Raw genomic sequence first — 17,361 nt, forward strand, 5'->3', positions numbered from 1 at the left:
GATGCTTTCATGAACCTCGTGAAGCTGGAGATCGAGCGGCACCGCTGGGATGAAATGCAGTGCGGCTGTGATCGGTCCGCTGCGCACGTGGCAACAGATCTGCTGCGACTGGCCCAGGGCGGCGAACGCGGATTCGACGTCGAAACTCTTGACGGCCACGTGTACATTTCGTCGGTGCTGTTCGAGCCTTCCGTTCCCACGGTGTCCGTCGCATTGGCGGCGCTGGCCGATGATATTTCTCCGGACGCGCGGCAGGGTTTCCTGGAAGTACTGCTTTATCTGGTCGCCGGAGAAGGGCAGTCCATAAAGGCGGAAGCCGAGGGAAGAGACCTGATCGATGAATGTATCCACGCGGCAAGAAGCGGGATCTGGCTCCTGTATTCCGAGATGTTCTCTGGGCGGTCTGTGGACGCGGCCGGCTATGCCTATGACGTGCTGACTCAGGTCGATGACGATGATGACCGTGTCAGGCGCGCCCAAGCCGCTGCCGCGGACCTCTTGCCATGGGATCTCCGGCCTGAATGATCGAGGCCGCGCCGGCACCTGGACGTCGCCCATCTCGCCTGGGCGGCGTGGTCGAGGGAAGTCCGCCACCTCCGTGGTCTGCCCATCCCGGGCGCGAGCCGCGCGACGACTTTCCTGGCGGGAAAGTAGATGCTACTTTCCTCACAGGAAAGTAGTCATGCCGACCACGGGGGTGGACTTTTTGAACCCGCACGACGCTCAGTCCTCGCTCGATGACATCCGCCGGTTCCAGGACACGACCAGGAACGAGATCGTTCGTCGTGCCTTCGCGATGCCTCGCGTGATCGTCGTCGCGCTCGGGCTCTTCCTCGGCTTCGCCTCGACCGACCTGGGAACGCCCTGGCAGCCTGTCTGCTTCGCGCTCGGGTTCGTCCTGTACATAGGGGTGGGCATCGTTTACGAGTATCGGGCCTCGGTCCAGAGGCAGCCCACCATGCAGGAGATGCTGTACCACGGCATGGTGCTGATCGGCGTCTTCGTGGTCTTCGTCGTCGGGCGGGTCCTCGGTTTCGCGCTCTTCCACGCGCCCGCTCACGGCCTGATGTCCCAGGCCATGGTCGGTGCCGTCCTTGCGGCCGTCGCGTACGTCGCGGCCACGCCCATCAACCGGTCGGTGATGAGGTCGCTCGTCCGGCAGGGCGGCGGGCGGGGCTGATGGACCCACAGTTCGACGAGTTCCTGCACGTATCGGCACGACTGTCGATCGTGGCGGTGCTGGCGCCGGCCGACTGGGTGGACTTCGGCTTCCTCCGGGACTCGATCGGCACCAGCGACTCGGCCCTGTCCAAGCAGGTCTCCGCGCTGGCCGACGCCGGATACGTCACTGTCCGCAAAAATCAGGACAAGCGGGCGCGGCGTACCTACGTGCGGCTCACCCCGCAAGGGCGGGAGGCGTTCGTGCGGCACGCGGCGGCACTGGAGCGGATCGTCGCGCTCGCCCGCCCGTTCGAGGAGCGACCCGCCGCCGAGAGCGTTCCATCGTCCAGGGCCGGAGACGGCCCGGACGCCGCGCCGGCAGGCTGAGAACGCACCTCTCCCGTCCTGGTCAGGGGGTGGGGAAGGGGTCGGTGGGGAAGCCGGCCGAGTCGGGGGTGGGAAGCTCTATTCGGTCGCCGTCTTTCAGGCCGGCGCGGATCTCCACGTACTGGTCGCCGCGGATGCCCGGTTCGATCTGGCGGGTGGTGGCGCGGTCGCCGTCACGGACGGTCACGGTGGCCGTGCCGTCGCTGCCGGGGCGGACGGCCTGGGCGGGGATGTAGACGGCGTCGTCTGCCTGGGCGGTCGTCACCTGGACGGTCGCGGTCTGACCGACCAGCAGGCCCTTCGGCGGGTGGTCGAAGGCGACCGTGACGCCGTACTGGACCAGGCGTCCATTGGTGGTCGCGGTGGGGTCGATGTGGGTGACCTTGCCGGGGTACGTGCTGCCGGAACGGGTGGCCAGGGTGACGGACGCGGGCCGGCCGAGCTTGAGGCGGCTGACGTCGGTCTGGGAGAACATGGCCTTGACCTGGAGCTCGTCGAGGTCGCCCAGGGTGAGGAAGCTCGCTCCCGCGGTGGCGTTCGCGCCGGTGGTGCCGGAGACGGTGAGGATCGTGCCCGCCGCCGGGGCCTTGATCGTGACACCGGCGAGGGCGCGCTCGGCCGCCGTCAGCGTGGTCTGGGCCTTGCGGACGTTCGCCTCGGCTTGGGCGACCGTGGTGATCTGCTGACCCCCCTGGCCTCCTTGATCGGACCGGCCACCTTGCCCGGATTGACCGCCTTGGCCTCCTCCGGCGCCGCCGCGTCCTCCGGTCTGGGGGATCTGACCTCCTTGGCCGTTCTGACCTGAGGTGCCCTGGGGCGGGGGCGCCTGCTGCCCGTTCGGGGTCTGGCCGTTGCCGTTCGGAGCCGTGCAGCCGTCCGTGGGCTTCCTCGTGGGCGTCGCGGTCGGCTTGGTCGGTTTGGTGGGTTTGACCGTCGGCCTGGTCGGATCGATCGGTACGACAGTGGGCCTGGTCGTCGGCTTCGGGGTGGGGGTGGTCGGCTTGGTGGTCGGCGTAGCGGTGGGCTTGGGAGCTCGGGACGGGCGCGTATGTCCGTCGGGGGTGCGGTCCTTGGTACCCGGCGACGTCCTCTTCGCGCTGTACGCGGCGGGAACGACCGGGCGTGGTGTGACGGTGTAGCCGTAGTTCCCGCCGTCGTCGTTGCGGACGGTGGGAGTGGGGGAGGGGGACGGCGTCGAGGGAGGGCAGGTGGAGGTCGGTCCTGATGACGGCTGTCCCTGCCCGGTCGGTGTGCCGGTACCACCAGAACCACCGGAACCGCCTGATCTGCCCGAAGCTCCGGATCCGCCAGAACCGCCCGATCCGCCGGTGCCGCCGGAACCTCCTGTACCTCCCGATCCGCCGGAGCCGCCGGCCGCCGTGCCTCCCGTGGGCAGGGTGCCGTTCTCGATGGCGTCGAGGGTTTCCTCGGCGGCGGCCAGGGAGGCGCGGGCCGCGGTGAGGTCCTCCTGGGCGGGCGTGTCGTCGATTCGGGCGAGGACCTGGCCCTTCTTGGCCTTGTCGCCGGGCTGGACGTACACCTTCTCGACCGTGCCGGAGGCGCCGAAGGTCAGGTCGCGGGTGTGCGTGTCGACGGTGTTGCCCGCCGCCGAGACCGTGCTGACCACCGTGCCCCGCCTGGCGGAGGCGAGCTGGACCCGCGCCGGGGCCGTGCCGTCGCCGCCTCCCGCGTACACCAGCCCGGCGCCGGCCAGGACGACCACGGCCGCGAGGGCGAGGCCGCCGACGCGGACCACGGTGGGGGGAATGCTCGATCTCATGCGGGTCATCCTGGCGGTCCGACGTCATGCCCAGCTCAGCCGGACCTCCAGGTTTCCTGTGTAAAACCCGGCGAAAGGGGCGCGGTGAGCTGCGATTTCTTCGCACCATAGGATGCTTTGCACGTCGATCGGCCACATATCGCGACGTTGCCAGGAAACGTTCAGGTATGCCGGAGGTTCGCCCAAGCGGCGTGCACCAGGCTCGGCGTCGTGAAGCTGTCGACCAAGCGCAGAGCGCTGATCGTGAACGGCGCCCTCGCCGTGGTGCTGCTGGGAGGTGCCGGTGTCGCCTACGCCTCGCTGAACCAGGGCACGGCCGCCGAGGCCACCCCGCAGACCACACGCGTCGTACGCGGGACCGTCCTGTCGGCGGTGTCGGCCTCGGGCTCGGTGGAGAGCGCGCGGACCCGCTCGCTGGACTTCGGCACGAGCGGCACCGTAGAGAAGATCTACGTCGAGGCCGGCGACAAGGTGACCAAGGACCAGATCCTCGCCAGGATCGACGACACGGCGGCCAGGGACGCGCTCGACGCGGCACAGGCGAGCCTGGACGCGGCCGAGGACGGCGACACGACCACCGCGTCCGGCTACTCGCAGTACATCCAGGCCAGGAACTCCTACCGCGAGGCCCGGCGCGCGGTGAACGCCACGGTGATCAAGGCGCCGTTCGGCGGGATGGTCACGGCGGTGAACGGCACGGTCGGCGGCTCGTCCTCCGGAAGCGGCTCCAGCGGCTCGTCCGGGTCCAGTGACTCGTCCGGCGGCGCGGGCGCGGCGGGCGGGTCCTCGGGCGGCTCCTCCGGGAGCGGCTTCATCGAGCTGGCCGACGCCGGCCGCCTCCAGCTCGTCGGCGACTTCACCGAAGCCGACGTCACCAAGCTGAAGAAGGGCCGGCCCGCCACCGTGACGTTCGACGCGCTGCCGGGTGTCACCGCGAGCGGCAAGGTCACGCGGATCGACCCCGTCGCCCAGACCAGCGACAACGTCGTCCAGTACGCCGCCACGATCTCGCTGAGCGACGTGCCCGCCACCGTACGGCTCGGCCAGACCGCGTCCGTCCAGGTCGTCGTCGCCAAGGCCGACGACGCGCTCACCGTGCCCACCTCGGCGATCAGGACCGCCGGAGGCCAGAGCACCGTGACCGTGCTGGAGAACGGCCGCCAGGTCGCCAAGCGCGTCGAGGTCGGCGTGAAGGGCGACACCACGGCCGAGATCACCGCGGGGCTGTCCGAGGGAGACCAGGTGGTGCGCGCGACGGGCGGCACGAGCGGCGGCTCGCAGGGCGGCTTCCCGGGCGGGGGCTTCCCCGGCGGAGGGCTCACCGGCGGCGTCCGCGTCGGCGGCGCGGGCGGGGGCGGGCGATGACGACGCCGGTCCTGGAGGTCCGCCACGTCAGCAAGGTCTACGGATCCGGGGACGCCCAGGTGCACGCCCTGCGCGGCGTCTCCCTGATCGTCGAGCGCGGCGACTACGTGGCCATCATGGGCGCGTCCGGCTCCGGCAAGTCGACGCTGATGAACATCCTCGGCTGCCTCGACGTGCCCACCAGCGGCACGTACCTGGTGGACGGCACGGACGTGGGGGTGCTCGGCGACCGGCAGCTCGCCGTCCTGCGCAACCGGAAGATCGGCTTCGTGTTCCAGTCGTTCAACCTGATCCCGCGCATGAGCGCCCTGGCCAACGTGGAGCTGCCCCTCGCCTACGGCGGCGTCGGCGCGTCCGCCCGCCGCACGAGGGCCCTGGCCGCGCTCGACCAGGTGGGGCTCGGCGACCGGCTGCACCACGAGCCGAACGCGCTGTCCGGCGGCCAGCAGCAGCGCGTCGCCGTCGCCCGCGCGCTCGTCACCGCGCCGTCCCTGCTCCTGGCCGACGAGCCGACGGGCAACCTGGACACCACCTCCACCGAGGACGTGCTGCGGATCCTCGACCGGCTCAGCTCTTCTGGACGGACGATCGTGCTGATCACCCACGAGAACGACGTGGCCGCGCACGCCAAACGCGTCATCAGGCTCATCGACGGGCGCATCGTCGACGACCGCCGCCAGGCGCCGGTGGACGGCCCCCCGCCCCGGTTCGCGCGGGTGGCCCCCTGATGGGCGCCCTGGAGGTCCTGCGGTTCGCCGTGCGCGGGCTGACCGCGAACAAGATGCGCAGCGCGCTCACCACGCTCGGCATCCTCATCGGGGTCGCGGCGGTGATCCTGCTGGTCGCGGTCGGCGAGGGCACCTCGCAGTCCATCCAGCAGAACATCCAGCGGCTCGGGTCCAACACGCTGACCGTGATGCAGTCGTTCGCGGGCGGCGGCGCCCGGGGCGGCGGCGGGTTCGGGGCCGCCGCGCCCGGGAGCCGACAGCAGGGCGGCACGGGCCCGCGCACGCAGGCCAAGGAGCTGAGCCTCGACGACGCCCGCGCCCTCGCGGACGCCACCGCCGCGCCCTCGGTGAAGAGCGTGTCCCCGGTGGTCACGGCGTCGTCGCAGGCCGCCGCGTACGAGGGGGCGAGCCACTCGATCGCCCAGCTCGTCGGCACCTACCCGAGCTATTTCGAGGCGTCCAACAAGCCGATCGCCAAGGGCTCCTACTTCTACAACGACGACGTGACCGCCGCCCGCAAGATCGTCGTGCTCGGGCAGACCGTCGTGGACGACCTGTTCGGCGGCGTGGACCCGATCGGCAAGCGGATCACGGTCGCGGGCGTGCCGTTCACCGTGGTCGGCGTGCTCAAGGCGGCCGGGTCCTCCGGGTTCCAGGACGCCGACGACGTGGCGATCGCGCCGCTGCCCGCCGTCCAGCAGAGCCTCACCGGCTTCGGGCCGCTCGGGCAGATCATCGTCCAGGCCAAGAGCGCCGACGCGGTCGACACGGCGCAGTCCGAGGTCACGGAGATCCTCGACCAGCGGCACGGCGTCACCGCGACGTCCACCGCCGACTACCGCATCCTCAACCAGGCGCAACTGCAGGAGACGGTCAGCCAGACGATCGGCACCTTCACCGTGCTGCTCGGCGCCGTCGCCGCGATCAGCCTGCTTGTGGGCGGCATCGGCATCACCAACATCATGCTGGTCACCGTCACCGAGCGGACCCGTGAGATCGGCATCCGCAAGGCCATCGGCGCGCCGCGCGGGGCCATCCTCGGCCAGTTCCTCGCCGAGGCCACGATCCTCAGCCTCGTCGGCGGGCTGCTCGGCGTCGCGATCGGGTTCCTGGGCAGCAGGTTCACGATCGCCGGCGTCCAGCCGGTCATCGTGCCCACCTCGATCGCGCTCGCCCTCGGCGTCTCGGTCGCGATCGGCCTGTTCTTCGGCAGCTACCCGGCCAACCGCGCGGCCAAGCTGCGGCCCATCGAAGCGCTCCGGCACGAGTGACGTACGGCAACCGCACCAAGGAGTGACATGAGCGACATGGGCACGCACAGACGCGGGCCGTACCCCGCCGAGGCGCCCGACGACCCGCTGGAGACCTCCCCGTTCGACGGCGACCTCGACGCCGTGCTCGCGGCCCGGCCCGAGGCCCGCCGGACGTCCCGGCTGACACTGGCGCTGGCCGCCGGGGTGATCCTCGTGCTCGGCATGCTGCTCGGCATCCAGGCGCACAAGGCGTGGGGGCCGGGCGGCGAACGCGGCGGCACGTCCTTCGGCGCCGTGACCGGCCAGCGGGGGACGAACGGCGGCATGCGGACCGGGTTCGGCGGCCAGGCAGGGCAGGCGGGCCAGGGCGGGCAGCCGGGTCAGGGCGGCGTCCCGGGGCAGCCGGGCGGCCAAGGGCAGGGCGGCGGGCTCACCGTCGGCACGGTGAAGCTCGTGGACGGCGGCAAGCTCTACGTGCAGACCGCCGGCGGCGGCCTCGTCGTCGTCACCACCACGGACGGCACGAAGGTGCAGGTCAGCAAGGCCGGCAAGCTCAAGGACCTCAAGCCGGGCAGCACCGTGGTCGTCCAGGGCACCCAGGGCGAGGACGGCTCGGTCAGCGCCACGTCCGTCAGCAGCGGCGGGTTCGGCGCGCGGGGCGGCGGCTGATGGCCGGACGCGAGGCCGGGCCGCGAGGGCGGCCGGCGCCGGGCGTCGGCGAGGCCAGGCTGCTGGTCGTCGACGACGAGCCGAACATCCGCGAGCTGCTGTCCGCCACCCTGCGCTACGCCGGGTTCGACGTGCTCACGGCGTCCGACGGGCGCGAGGCCGTGCAGGTCGCCGAGCGTGTGCGCCCCGACCTGGTCGTCCTCGACGTGATGCTCCCCGACATGGACGGCTTCGCGGTCGCGGGCCGCCTGCGCACGGCGGGCCGGCGGGTCCCCGTCCTCTTCCTCACCGCCAGGGACGAGCCCACGAGCAAGCTGACCGGCCTCGGCGTCGGCGACGACTACGTGACCAAGCCGTTCAGCCTCGACGAGGTGCTCGCCAGGATCCGCGCGGTGCTGCGCCGCACCCGGGCCGACCTGGAACTTCCCTCCCGCCTCCAGGTGGCCGACCTGGAGCTCGACGAGGAGGGGCACCAGGTGTGGCGGGCCGGCGAGCGGGTCAAGCTGTCGCCGACCGAGTACAAGCTGCTGCACTACTTCATGGTCAACTCCGGCCGCGTGCTCTCGAAGGCGCAGATCCTCGACCACGTCTGGAACTACGACTTCGGCGGCGACCGCAACGTCGTCGAGTCCTACGTCTCCTACCTCCGTCGCAAGATCGACACCGTCGACCCCCGCCTCATCCACACACTCCGGGGGGTGGGCTACGTCCTACGAGCACCACGCCCCTGACCTCCCCACCCCCCAGCAGGAGAACACCGGCCCACCCCCCTCCACCACCACACCGACGGGGGCGGCCGTCGTCCGGTGGGTACGCGCCCCTGTGCGCGAACTGCGGCGCCGCGTCGCGCGCACCCCGCTGTGGCTGCGGCTCGTCGCCGGGACGCTGGTGCTGGTCACGCTGGCCGTGACGCTCACCGGCGGGTTCGCCGTCCAGCTCCTGCGCGGGTACCTGGTGGACCGCGTCGACCGGCAACTGGTGCTCGCCGCCGTGATCCGCCGTGAACCACCCCTTCCCCCACCCGCGGACGGCGCGCGCCGGCAGTACGGCCTGTACTACGTCGCCCTGCTCGGCCGGGACGGCGCGGTGGAGCGCACGCTCCAGGAGAGCCCCGGCACCGACCCGCCCACCCTCCCGGCCCTCACCCCGGACCAGGTGCGGAACACCGCGCCCCGCCCGTTCACCGTCGTGTCCGGCTCCGGCACGAGCTGGCGGGCGATCGCCGTGGAGGACGGCGACGGCGCCCACGTCCGCGTGGTCGCGATCCGCATGGCCGACATCGACGCCACCGTCACCCGCCTCGCCGTCATCGTCGCCACCGTCGGCGGCGTCGTCCTCGTCCTGCTCGGATTCGCCTGCCACTGGCTGGTACGGCGCAGCCTGCGGCCCCTCGGCGAGATCGAGCGCACGGCGGGCGCCATCGCGCGTGGCGACCTGTCGCGCCGCGTCCCCTTGCGCCACCGCCGTACCGAGGTGGGACGGCTGGGCCGTGCGATCAACGGCATGCTGGCCCAGATCGAGGCCGCGTTCCGCGACCGCGAGGCGTCCGAGTCCGCCGCCCGCGAGTCCGCCGCCGCGGCCCGGGAGTCGGCCATCGCCGCCCGTGAGTCGGCCGCCGAGGCGCGCCGCTCGGAGGAGCGCATGCGCCGCTTCATCGCCGACGCCTCCCACGAGCTGCGCACCCCGCTGACCTCGATCAGAGGGTTCGCCGAGCTCTACCGCCACGAGACCCCGGACCTCGCCGAGGCCGCCCGGCTGCTCTCCCGCATCGAGGCCGAGGCCGCGCGCATGGGCCTGCTCGTGGACGACCTGCTTCTGCTGGCCCGCCTGGACCAGCACCGCCCCCTGGAACGCGACCCCGTGGACATGCTCAGCCTCGTCGCCGGAGCCGTTCTGGACGCCCGCACCCTCGCCCCCGACCGCGAGATCGACCTGCTCCGCCTCGACGACGCCGACGACCCCGTCACGGTGATCGGCGACGAGCCCCGCCTCCACCAGATCATCGCCAACCTGATCGCCAACGCCCTCCGCCACACCCCACCCGGCACCCCGTTCCACGTCGCCATCGGCAACCTCGGCCCCCTGGTCGTCGTCGAGGTCGCCGACCAGGGGCCGGGCCTGCGTCCCGGGGACGCCGACCGCGTCTTCGAACGCTTCTACCGCGCCGATCCGGCCCGCACTCGCACCGGCAATGGCGGCACCGGCCTCGGTCTGCCCATCGCCGCCGCCCTGACGCACGCCCACGACGGCACCATCACCGTGACGTCCGCCCCCGGCCACGGCACCACGTTCCGCGTCGAACTCCCAGCGGCGGGCGGCGCCTCCTAGATCACTCTGGGAACGGTCCGTCGCCGACAGGCCGTTCGGCCGTGGGTCGCCACGAATGCTCTATCTCTATATATCGAGAACATGTATCTTGACGCTGGAGGCCGAGTGACTGAACGCGGGGGGTCCGCGGGGGCAGTCCTCGGGCGTCGGCGATCAGCGGCCGGCGACGGTCCGGGCCGCTGAGGAAGGAGGATCATCAGAGGGATGGGTTTCCACGTGTTGGGCGGGTGCGCACGGGCTGTGCGTGCTCGCCCGAAGGTGCCTTACGCGGGGCAGGTGCCTTTGGCTGCGACGGCTCCGGGGACGGGCCGGACGCGCGCGTTGCTCGCGCTCCTGGTCGCCGTTCTCCAGGTCACCTTCCCGTTCACCGCGAGGTCGAGTGGAGGTGTGACGTGATGGCCACTTCTGAGAACTCCGGGGCGGCTCGCGGCGGCGACGCCGAGGTTCGTCCCATCACGCGAATGACCGACCAGATGCTGTCCGTGCTGTCCGTGCTGCTGGTCTGTGCCGGCAGCGAGAAAGGACGGTACGGGCAGGCCATCGCAGCCGCCACCGCCCTTCGTACCGGCACCGTGTACCCGATCTTGATCCGCTTCGAGCGTGCGGGCTGGGTGACGAGTCGGTGGGAGGAACGGGATGACCCGAGCGAGTCGCGTGACTCGGGAGCGTTGCGGAAGTACTACAAACTGACGCCCGAAGGCCGGGAGCGCGCCCGTGACGCGCTTACCAGGCGAGAAGAGGAATTGGCCAAAGCCGTTTCGTCCCTCCGTCTTGTGCTGCCTCCCGGTTCGGTCCTCGGGCAATGATCAGAAGGAGAGAACCGCCCGATGAACGCCCATGACGCCCTGCCCGACGGGAGATACTTACTCCTGTTCTTCGCGGGCCTGGCACTCACGCTCCTGTTCGGAGTGTCCTCCGATATCAGGCTCGGCAGAACTCTCCGCGAGATCGAAGCCGCGACGGGCGACCGGCCGGAGGACGGGGCCGCCATCCGCGAGCACGTGGGGAGCACCCCCGGCCGCGTTCTGAAGCGCTTGGTCGCGCGAGCCTGGTTGAACCGGGTCCGGCCCTCCCGGTGTGAACGTCTCGCGGCGTTCGTCAACTCCCTGGGAGCCGCGATCGTCGGCGGCTCCTTGGGGAGGGACCTCCACATGCAGTGGACGGCCGACCTGAGGAGCAGCAAGAATCAGGGGCGTATCCCTCCCGAGCTGCTCCTGGAGGCGCTCGGGAACTTCATCGGCTCCTTCAAGATCCTCGTATCCGAGAGGATATTGGAATTCCTGCGGACCCGTTACGAGATGCAGTGCCGGGTCGGGGCGGGATTCCTGGACTTCGTGGCCCGTTCGAAATCGACCGCCTTCGTGCTGGTCGGCCTCCCGGGCGTGAGCGCTGTGACCCTCTTCGCGTACGTGCTCGGAGGAGAGCAGCTCGCGTATGCCCTGCTGGGCGCCTCGGTCTACGCCGTGCCCAATCGCGCCATGAAATGGCAGGCCGAACGCCTTCTCGCCATTCGCACCAGGCTCGCGACCCGGGAGAACGAGCCTGAACGAACCTGAACCGGGCACCTGCCGACCGAGGGCTTCCTCCACGAGGGAGCCCTTTCGGCCTTCATGGTGCGCTGCGGACCGACCGCCTGCTCGGCGTACGCGTGCCGGGCCCGTGATCCGTCACTCCACCGCGCCTGCGCCCCCGACAAACTCTCCGACCCCACCTACCTACGCTGACACCACCACCTGACGTCCCTGCTGGCCGAGGCACGCCCGGACCTGGACGCCGCCTTCTACGCGCACACCCTGCTGGCCATGTTCGACGCCGACCTCGTCAGGGCCGTCACCGCCGACGGCGGCGCCGTCCGCCTGTCCGCCTCCCTCCGCACCCTCGCCGGCGCGATCCTCCGCGCGCCGGCTTGATCTCGTGGTTTTCCAGGAGGACGTGGGGTGCGGGACCGGCTGTGATGGAGGTGCGTCGAGGAGGGCGCGTCGGTTCGCGGGCGGGAGAGTGTCATGGGCGACGCTGAGCGAGGATCGGGGTTAGGGCGGCGCGGTTTTCTGGGGCGGGCATTGCTGGGTGGGGCGGCGGCGGTGGGCGGGGGAGTGCTGGTGGACGTCGCCGCGCCCGCGCCGGCGCGGGCGGGGGCGAGTGACGCGTTCCGGTGGTGCAGCCGGTGTCAGAACATGTGGTTCATCGCGGGCGGGAACAACGGGCACTGCCCGGTCAGCCACCTGTGGGACCACAACCATTACACCAATGGAAGCTGGACGTTCTGGCTGCCCGACGACCAGTCCACCGACACCTTCGGCCAGCTCCGGCTGAAGTGGTGCCAGACCTGCAAGGCCGTGTACTTCGGCCAGGGGCGGGGTGTCTGCCCCAACAACGGGAACGGGCACACGCCGTCCGTGCGGGCGTACCGCATCGAGACCAACGTCGGCGGCACGATCTCCGGCTTCCCCAAACAGTCCGGCTGGCGGCGCTGCGAGCGATGCCTGCTGCTGTGCTGGGGCCCCGGCTGGATGGACGGCCACTGCCCCATGGGCGGCGGCGCCCACGTCATGGCCTGCTTCATCCACCCCACCCTGGGCTGGATCTTCGAGGACTACATGCCCCGCCACACCTGACCCACCGGCTTCGAGGTACATGGACGATCTCCGGGGGGAACGCTTCCTCGCCCGGCGCGGGCGTGGGTGGTGGTTGACAGGTTAGTTTCAGGTTCGGCTCATGGGTTTCTGAGGTTGGGGGGTTGGGATGGGGGAGCCAAAGTCCCTCGGTTTCCCGACGGAGTCCACCTGTGACCGCGTTGCGTCGTGTCGTCGGCACCGCCGCCGTAGCCGCCACTCTGCTGACCTCCGGCTGCGGTGGTGGGGAGTCGCCGCAGGCCACGACCGGAGCCCATCCTTCGCCCACTGGGTCCGGAGACGGGCGTGCGGCGTTCGTCGCGTGCATGAGGCAACACGGTGTGGAGGTGCCGTCCGGCCGTCCGGAAGGGCGGCCGACGGCTCGGCCCAGCGGTTCCCCGTCCGTTCCGCCGAGCGGGGGACCGAGGGACTTCGGCACCATGCCCTCCCAATCTCCGCAGATGCGCCAGGCGCTTGAAGCGTGCCGCTCCCTCATGCCGGGCGGATTCGGCCAAGGCCGCCGGATGGGCGGGGGCGTGGACGCGTCGGCGCTCCAGGCGTTCCGCACCTGCATGAAGGACAACGGCGCCGAACTACCGGAGAACGGCGGCATGCGCGGCCTGAAGACGGAGGACCCGTCCATCGCCAAGGCGCTGAAGAAGTGCCGCCCGCTGCTGCCCACCATGCCTCCCCGCAGCCCCGGCGACACGGCCTCTCCCACGACCTCCCCGGCCACGGGCACCTGATCCGGACCGGCATGAGGCCGAGGGCTTGACCTGGTTCCGCGTGCGGCCAGGTTTGCGGCTGGTTCCGCGTCTGGTTGGGCATCTGACCTGGTTCCGTGCGCGTTCCGGCATCTGGCTTGATTCAGGACTTTGACCCGGTTCCGCGTGTGGTCAGGTTCGCGTCCGGTCGGGGATCTGACGTAGTTCCGCGTGTGGCTCGGCATCTGACCCGGTTCGGGTATCTGACCCTGGTTTCGGTCGGCGTACGGCACCGGACGCGGGCGGCGTGAGGCCGGTGACCTAGGGTTTTCCGCAGGCGGTGGATAGGTGGCGGTTCCTGGGGCATGACCGGTCGTATGGCAGGGAACGACGGCCTGCTCACGGCCTTGGAGAACCTGCGGCGCCTGCTCGATCACGACCTCTTCCCCCTGGAGATCGGGGACGTCGCCTCGCATCGCCGTGCCCTGAAGGAGCTCAGGGGCCAGCTCGACGACTACCTGCTCCCTCGCGTCGCCGCGATGGACGCGCCCCTGCTCGCCGTCGTCGGCGGCTCCACAGGAGCGGGCAAGTCGACGCTGGTCAACTCGCTGGCCTGCGCCGACGTCACCGAGCCCGGCGTGCTCCGCCCGACCACGCTGGCTCCCACGCTCGTCGCCAACCCCGCCGACGAGCCCTGGTTCGGCAGGCAGAACGTCCTGCCCGGCCTCGCCAGGACCACGGGCCGCGGCCGGGGCGAGCCGGGAACCCTGCGGGTGGTCACCGCCGTGACCCTCCCGCCGGGGCTCGCCCTGCTGGACGCGCCCGACATCGACTCGGTCGTCACGGCCAACCGCGAGATCGCCGCGCAACTGCTCGCCGCCGCCGACCTGTGGCTGTTCGTCACCACCGCCGCCCGGTACGCCGACGAGGTCCCGTGGGGCTTCCTGCGCAGCGCCCGCGAGCGCAGCACCGCCCTGGCGGTCGTCCTGGACCGCGTGCCGCCCGAGGCGCTCGAACCGGTCCTCGCGCACCTGACCCGGCTACTCGACGAGAACGGCCTGTCCGGCACGCCGCTGTTCAGCGTCCCCGAGGTGGCGCTCCCCGAGGAGAACGCCCGCCTGCCCGAGCCGGCCGTCCGGGACGTGCGGGACTGGCTGGCCGGCATCGCCGCCGACGCCCACGCCCGCGCCCGGATCGTACGCCGTACGCTCGCGGGCGCGCTGGACAGCATCTCCACCCGCGTCCCCGCCCTCGCCGACGCGGCCGAGCGGCAGCGCGCCGGGCTCGCCGACCTGCACCGCATGGTCGGCAGCGCGTACGGGGCCGCCATGGCGACGTTCGACGACGGGATCCGCGACGGCTCCCTGCTGCGCGGCGAGGTGCTGGCCCGCTGGCAGGACTTCATCGGCACCGGCGACCTCATGCGCTCGCTGGAGTCGCGGATCGGCTGGCTGCGCGAACGCGTCGTCTCCGCGTTCACCGGGCGGCCCGCCCCCGACACGCGGCTCCGCGTCGCCCTGGAGACCGGGGTGGAGGCGCTGATCCGCTCCGCCGCCGACACCGCGGCCGAGCGCGCGTTGGAAGCGTGGTCCGGCACGCCCGCCGGGCACGACGTGCTCGAACGGGCCGGCGTGGTCTCCGCGGGACGGCTCGGCCGCGCCTCGTCCGCCCTGCCCGAGCGCTCCGCCGCCGCCGTACGGGCCTGGCAGGGGTACGTCCTCGACCTGGTCGCCGAAGAGGGGGCCGAGAGGCGGACGACCGCCCGGCTCGCGTCGTTCAGCGTCAACGGGGCGGGGCTGCTGCTGATGCTGATGGTCTTCGCCTCCACCGGCGGGCTCACCGGCATCGAGGTGGGCATCGCCGGAGGCACCAGCGTCCTCAGCCAGAAGCTGCTGGAGGCCGTCTTCGGCGACCAGGCCGTGCGCACGCTCACCCAGGCGGCGCGCGACGACCTGCGCGGCCGGGTGCGCGCCGTGCTCGACGAGGACGCCGCCCGGTTCACGTCCCTGCTCGAAGGCGCGGGCCCGCCCGAGGACGTCGCCCCGGCCCTCCGCCAGGCGGCCCGGGCCGTGCGCGACCACCGCGACGAGGTCGAGGCGCCCGACGCCCCGATCGTGGAACAGGCGGACCGGTCGCGATGAAACTACTCCGCCGTACCAAGAGCCTGCCGCTGGACGAACGGCTCGCCGCGCTGGCCGAGGCCGCCGACCTCGCCGAAGGCCGTCTGGACACCGGCGCGGTCGAGGCCGCCCGGGCCGTCGTCGCGCGTGCCGGGGCGCGCCGGCGCCTGTCGGTCGACCACACGGTCGTGGCCCTCGCCGGAGCGACCGGCAGCGGCAAGTCGTCCCTGTTCAACGCGCTGTCCGGCACGTCCCTCGCCGGTGTGGGGGTGACGCGGCCCACGACGTCGGCGGCCCAGGCGGCGATGTGGGGCGCCGAGGGCGCCGGGCCGCTGCTCGACTGGCTGGACATCCCCCGCCGCCACGTCGTCGACGACACCTCGGCCGTGGACGGCGCGCCGTCCAGCCCACGGGACGGCCAGGAGCCGCTTCCCGGGCTGATCCTGCTCGACCTGCCCGACCACGACTCCATCGAGCTCGCCCACCGCCTGGAAGTGGACCGGCTCGTCAACGTCGTCGACCTGCTGGTGTGGGTGCTGGACCCGCAGAAGTACGCCGACGCCGCCGTCCACGAGCGGTACCTGCGCCCGCTGAGCCGCCACCGGGACGTCATGATGATCGTCCTCAACCAGGTGGACCGCCTGACGCCCTCGTCGGCGGGCCGCTGCCTCAACGACCTGCGCAGGCTCCTCGACGAGGACGGGCTGCGCGGCGTCCCGGTGCTGGCCACGTCCGCCCCGAGGCACGAGGGCGTCGAGGAGTTGCGCTCGGCGCTGGCGCGGCGGGTGGCCGACCGGCGCGCGTGGGCCGCCCGGCTCGGCGCGGACGCGGTGACGGCCGCCGACACGCTCGCCGTGGCCGCCTGCGACGACCCGTCGAAGGACGCCGACGGGCGGGCGCACCCAGTGGCGGATCAGGCCCTTACGGACCTGGGCGGACGCGCCGAGGCGGCCGAGCGGGCGGTCGGCGGGGAGCTGGCCGGGCCGCTGACGGCGGCGCTCGCCGAGGCGGCCGGGGTGCCGCTGGTCGTGGCGGCGGTCGCCAAGGCCCACCGGCACCGTTCGATCACGGCCACCGGCTGGCCGGTCACGCGCTGGCTGCGCCGCTTCCGCCCAGACCCCCTCCGCCGCCTCCGCGTCGGCGTCCCACCCTCCGGCCACGCCTTGATCAGCACTACCGCCCGGAGCGATACGCCCGCCCTCCCCTGGAGCGACACGGCAGGCGGTACGGCACCCGTCCCCCGGAGCGGTACGGCACCCGTCCCCCGCAGCGGCACGGCGAGCGGTACGGCCCCCTTCCCGCGGAGCAGCGTGGCAGGCGGTCCGCCCTCAGCCCCAGGAAGCAGAGCGGCAGAGGGTACGGCTGCCGTCCCAGGAAGCGGTGCGGCAGAGGGTGTGGCCGCCATTGCGCGGGAAGGTGCACCCGGCGTTCGGCGGGGCGGTACGCCTGCCGTGCCGGGGAGCGGAGCGGCAGGTGGGGCGGACGCCGCGCTGCCGGCCGTAGGCGCGGCTCCGCAGGGTCCCTCACGTGGCCCGAGCGGGTCCGCGACCCCGGCCGTGCGTCGCGCGCGCACGGCGCCCGTCATCGGCCGTACCTCGATTCCGCCCGCGACGGCGATCCAGCGGTCGCAGATGGACATGGCGATCCGGGAAGCGGCGGCCGAGGCAGCGGAGGGGCTGCCGGAGCCGTGGGCCCTGGCCGTACGGCGGGCGTCCCGGTCGCGGGCGGACGAGCTGGCCGACCGGCTCGACCAGGCGGTGTCGGTCGCGTCGGTCGGCGCGGGCCGGCGACCACGCTGGTGGCGGGCGGTCGGCGTGCTGCAGTGGCTGGTCTTCGCCGTGATGATCGCCGGGCTGCTCTGGCTGTCGGCGCTGTTCCTCGTCGACTACATGCGGCTCCCCGAGGTGCCGACCCCCACGCTCGGCGTCGTCCCCTGGCCCACGGTGCTCCTGGCGGGCGGCGCGGCGCTGGGCGTCCTGATCGCCCTGCTCTGCCGCCTTCTCGCGGCCATCGGCGGGCGCCGCCGCGCCCGGAAGGCCCGCAAAGCGCTGTGCTCCAGCGTGGACACCGTCGGCCGTGAACTCGTCCTCGACCCGATGCGCGCCGAACTGTCCCGCACCCGCGACTTCGCCGCCCACCTCACCACCGCCCGCTCCTGACCCGCCCGCTTCTGACAGGCGTCCCCCCCGGAGACATCGCGCTCTGGTGTGGTCACAGGCGCCTGGGATAAGCCCCGGGCGAGGCGAGGCAAGGC

16 protein-coding genes are annotated in these 17,361 nt (G+C 72.2%); 15 read left to right on the forward strand and 1 reads right to left on the reverse strand.

What is annotated here, in order from left to right:
* Positions 1-9: 9 nt before the first annotated feature.
* From BJ982_RS10110 to BJ982_RS10120, 3 genes are all read left to right on the forward strand, one after another.
* Positions 10-525, forward strand: coding sequence for a hypothetical protein (locus tag BJ982_RS10110; protein WP_184878748.1), 516 nt, complete (start codon positions 10-12; stop codon positions 523-525).
* Positions 526-682: 157 nt separating this feature from the next.
* Positions 683-1,180, forward strand: coding sequence for a hypothetical protein (locus tag BJ982_RS10115; protein ID WP_184878750.1), 498 nt, complete (start codon positions 683-685; stop codon positions 1,178-1,180).
* Entirely contained in the window at positions 1,180-1,548 is a 369-nt protein-coding gene (locus BJ982_RS10120; RefSeq protein ID WP_184878753.1) for a winged helix-turn-helix domain-containing protein, read from the forward strand. Before BJ982_RS10115 ends, BJ982_RS10120 begins: the two co-directional genes overlap by 1 nt.
* 22 nt (positions 1,549-1,570) lie before the next feature.
* Here the strand turns inward: BJ982_RS10120 and BJ982_RS10125 are convergent, their stop codons facing one another.
* Positions 1,571-3,328 (reverse strand): efflux RND transporter periplasmic adaptor subunit, encoded by a 1,758-nt coding sequence (locus tag BJ982_RS10125; RefSeq protein WP_184878755.1) that lies wholly within the window; start codon positions 3,326-3,328, stop codon positions 1,571-1,573.
* 210 nt (positions 3,329-3,538) lie between these two features.
* Here BJ982_RS10125 and BJ982_RS10130 point away from each other — a divergent pair, with 210 nt between their 5' ends.
* From BJ982_RS10130 to BJ982_RS39190, 12 genes are all read left to right on the forward strand, one after another.
* Entirely contained in the window at positions 3,539-4,693 is a 1,155-nt protein-coding gene (locus BJ982_RS10130) for an efflux RND transporter periplasmic adaptor subunit (RefSeq protein WP_184878759.1), read from the forward strand.
* Entirely contained in the window at positions 4,690-5,421 is a 732-nt protein-coding gene (locus tag BJ982_RS10135) for an ABC transporter ATP-binding protein (protein WP_184878762.1), read from the forward strand. Before BJ982_RS10130 ends, BJ982_RS10135 begins: the two co-directional genes overlap by 4 nt.
* A complete protein-coding gene (locus tag BJ982_RS10140; protein WP_184878765.1) occupies positions 5,421-6,692 on the forward strand; it encodes an ABC transporter permease in 1,272 nt (423 codons plus the stop codon). Before BJ982_RS10135 ends, BJ982_RS10140 begins: the two co-directional genes overlap by 1 nt.
* Before the next feature lie 27 nt (positions 6,693-6,719).
* Positions 6,720-7,343, forward strand: coding sequence for a hypothetical protein (locus BJ982_RS10145; protein WP_203959398.1), 624 nt, complete (start codon positions 6,720-6,722; stop codon positions 7,341-7,343).
* The gene (locus tag BJ982_RS10150) at positions 7,343-8,074 is read left to right on the forward strand and encodes a response regulator transcription factor (RefSeq protein ID WP_184878768.1); all 732 of its coding nucleotides are present in this window, start codon (positions 7,343-7,345) and stop codon (positions 8,072-8,074) included. Before BJ982_RS10145 ends, BJ982_RS10150 begins: the two co-directional genes overlap by 1 nt.
* A gap of 91 nt (positions 8,075-8,165) precedes the next feature.
* Entirely contained in the window at positions 8,166-9,671 is a 1,506-nt protein-coding gene (locus BJ982_RS10155) for a sensor histidine kinase (protein WP_239123534.1), read from the forward strand.
* 461 nt (positions 9,672-10,132) lie between these two features.
* Positions 10,133-10,477 (forward strand): PadR family transcriptional regulator, encoded by a 345-nt coding sequence (locus BJ982_RS10160; protein WP_239123531.1) that lies wholly within the window; start codon positions 10,133-10,135, stop codon positions 10,475-10,477.
* Positions 10,478-10,498: 21 nt separating this feature from the next.
* Positions 10,499-11,227 (forward strand): hypothetical protein, encoded by a 729-nt coding sequence (locus BJ982_RS10165; protein WP_184878771.1) that lies wholly within the window; start codon positions 10,499-10,501, stop codon positions 11,225-11,227.
* A gap of 525 nt (positions 11,228-11,752) precedes the next feature.
* A complete protein-coding gene (locus BJ982_RS10170; protein WP_184878774.1) occupies positions 11,753-12,286 on the forward strand; it encodes a hypothetical protein in 534 nt (177 codons plus the stop codon).
* Positions 12,287-12,807: 521 nt separating this feature from the next.
* Positions 12,808-13,029, forward strand: coding sequence for a hypothetical protein (locus BJ982_RS10175; protein ID WP_184878778.1), 222 nt, complete (start codon positions 12,808-12,810; stop codon positions 13,027-13,029).
* A 335-nt stretch (positions 13,030-13,364) separates the two neighbouring features.
* Positions 13,365-15,128 (forward strand): GTPase family protein, encoded by a 1,764-nt coding sequence (locus BJ982_RS10180; RefSeq protein WP_239123529.1) that lies wholly within the window; start codon positions 13,365-13,367, stop codon positions 15,126-15,128.
* Positions 15,125-17,266 (forward strand): GTPase, encoded by a 2,142-nt coding sequence (locus BJ982_RS39190; protein WP_239123528.1) that lies wholly within the window; start codon positions 15,125-15,127, stop codon positions 17,264-17,266. The genes BJ982_RS10180 and BJ982_RS39190 overlap by 4 nt, the downstream gene beginning before the upstream one ends.
* Positions 17,267-17,361 lie beyond the last annotated feature (95 nt).

The sequence above is a fragment of the Sphaerisporangium siamense genome (assembly GCF_014205275.1).
GTDB lineage: Bacteria > Actinomycetota > Actinomycetes > Streptosporangiales > Streptosporangiaceae > Sphaerisporangium > Sphaerisporangium siamense.

Bases quoted from the DNA above. Each gene is read 5' to 3' on its own strand.
- BJ982_RS10160 (WP_239123531.1), top strand. From the start codon at position 10,133: ATGACCGACCAGATGCTGTCCGTGCTGTCCGTGCTGCTGGTCTGTGCC.
- BJ982_RS10165 (WP_184878771.1), top strand. From the start codon at position 10,499: ATGAACGCCCATGACGCCCTGCCCGACGGGAGATACTTACTCCTGTTC.
- BJ982_RS10125 (WP_184878755.1), bottom strand. From the start codon at position 3,328: ATGAGATCGAGCATTCCCCCCACCGTGGTCCGCGTCGGCGGCCTCGCC.
- BJ982_RS10175 (WP_184878778.1), top strand. From the start codon at position 12,808: ATGGGCGGGGGCGTGGACGCGTCGGCGCTCCAGGCGTTCCGCACCTGC.
- BJ982_RS10120 (WP_184878753.1), top strand. From the start codon at position 1,180: ATGGACCCACAGTTCGACGAGTTCCTGCACGTATCGGCACGACTGTCG.
- BJ982_RS10135 (WP_184878762.1), top strand. From the start codon at position 4,690: ATGACGACGCCGGTCCTGGAGGTCCGCCACGTCAGCAAGGTCTACGGA.
- BJ982_RS10180 (WP_239123529.1), top strand. From the start codon at position 13,365: ATGGCAGGGAACGACGGCCTGCTCACGGCCTTGGAGAACCTGCGGCGC.
- BJ982_RS39190 (WP_239123528.1), top strand. From the start codon at position 15,125: ATGAAACTACTCCGCCGTACCAAGAGCCTGCCGCTGGACGAACGGCTC.
- BJ982_RS10150 (WP_184878768.1), top strand. From the start codon at position 7,343: ATGGCCGGACGCGAGGCCGGGCCGCGAGGGCGGCCGGCGCCGGGCGTC.
- BJ982_RS10110 (WP_184878748.1), top strand. From the start codon at position 10: ATGAACCTCGTGAAGCTGGAGATCGAGCGGCACCGCTGGGATGAAATG.
- BJ982_RS10140 (WP_184878765.1), top strand. From the start codon at position 5,421: ATGGGCGCCCTGGAGGTCCTGCGGTTCGCCGTGCGCGGGCTGACCGCG.
- BJ982_RS10145 (WP_203959398.1), top strand. From the start codon at position 6,720: ATGAGCGACATGGGCACGCACAGACGCGGGCCGTACCCCGCCGAGGCG.
- BJ982_RS10115 (WP_184878750.1), top strand. From the start codon at position 683: ATGCCGACCACGGGGGTGGACTTTTTGAACCCGCACGACGCTCAGTCC.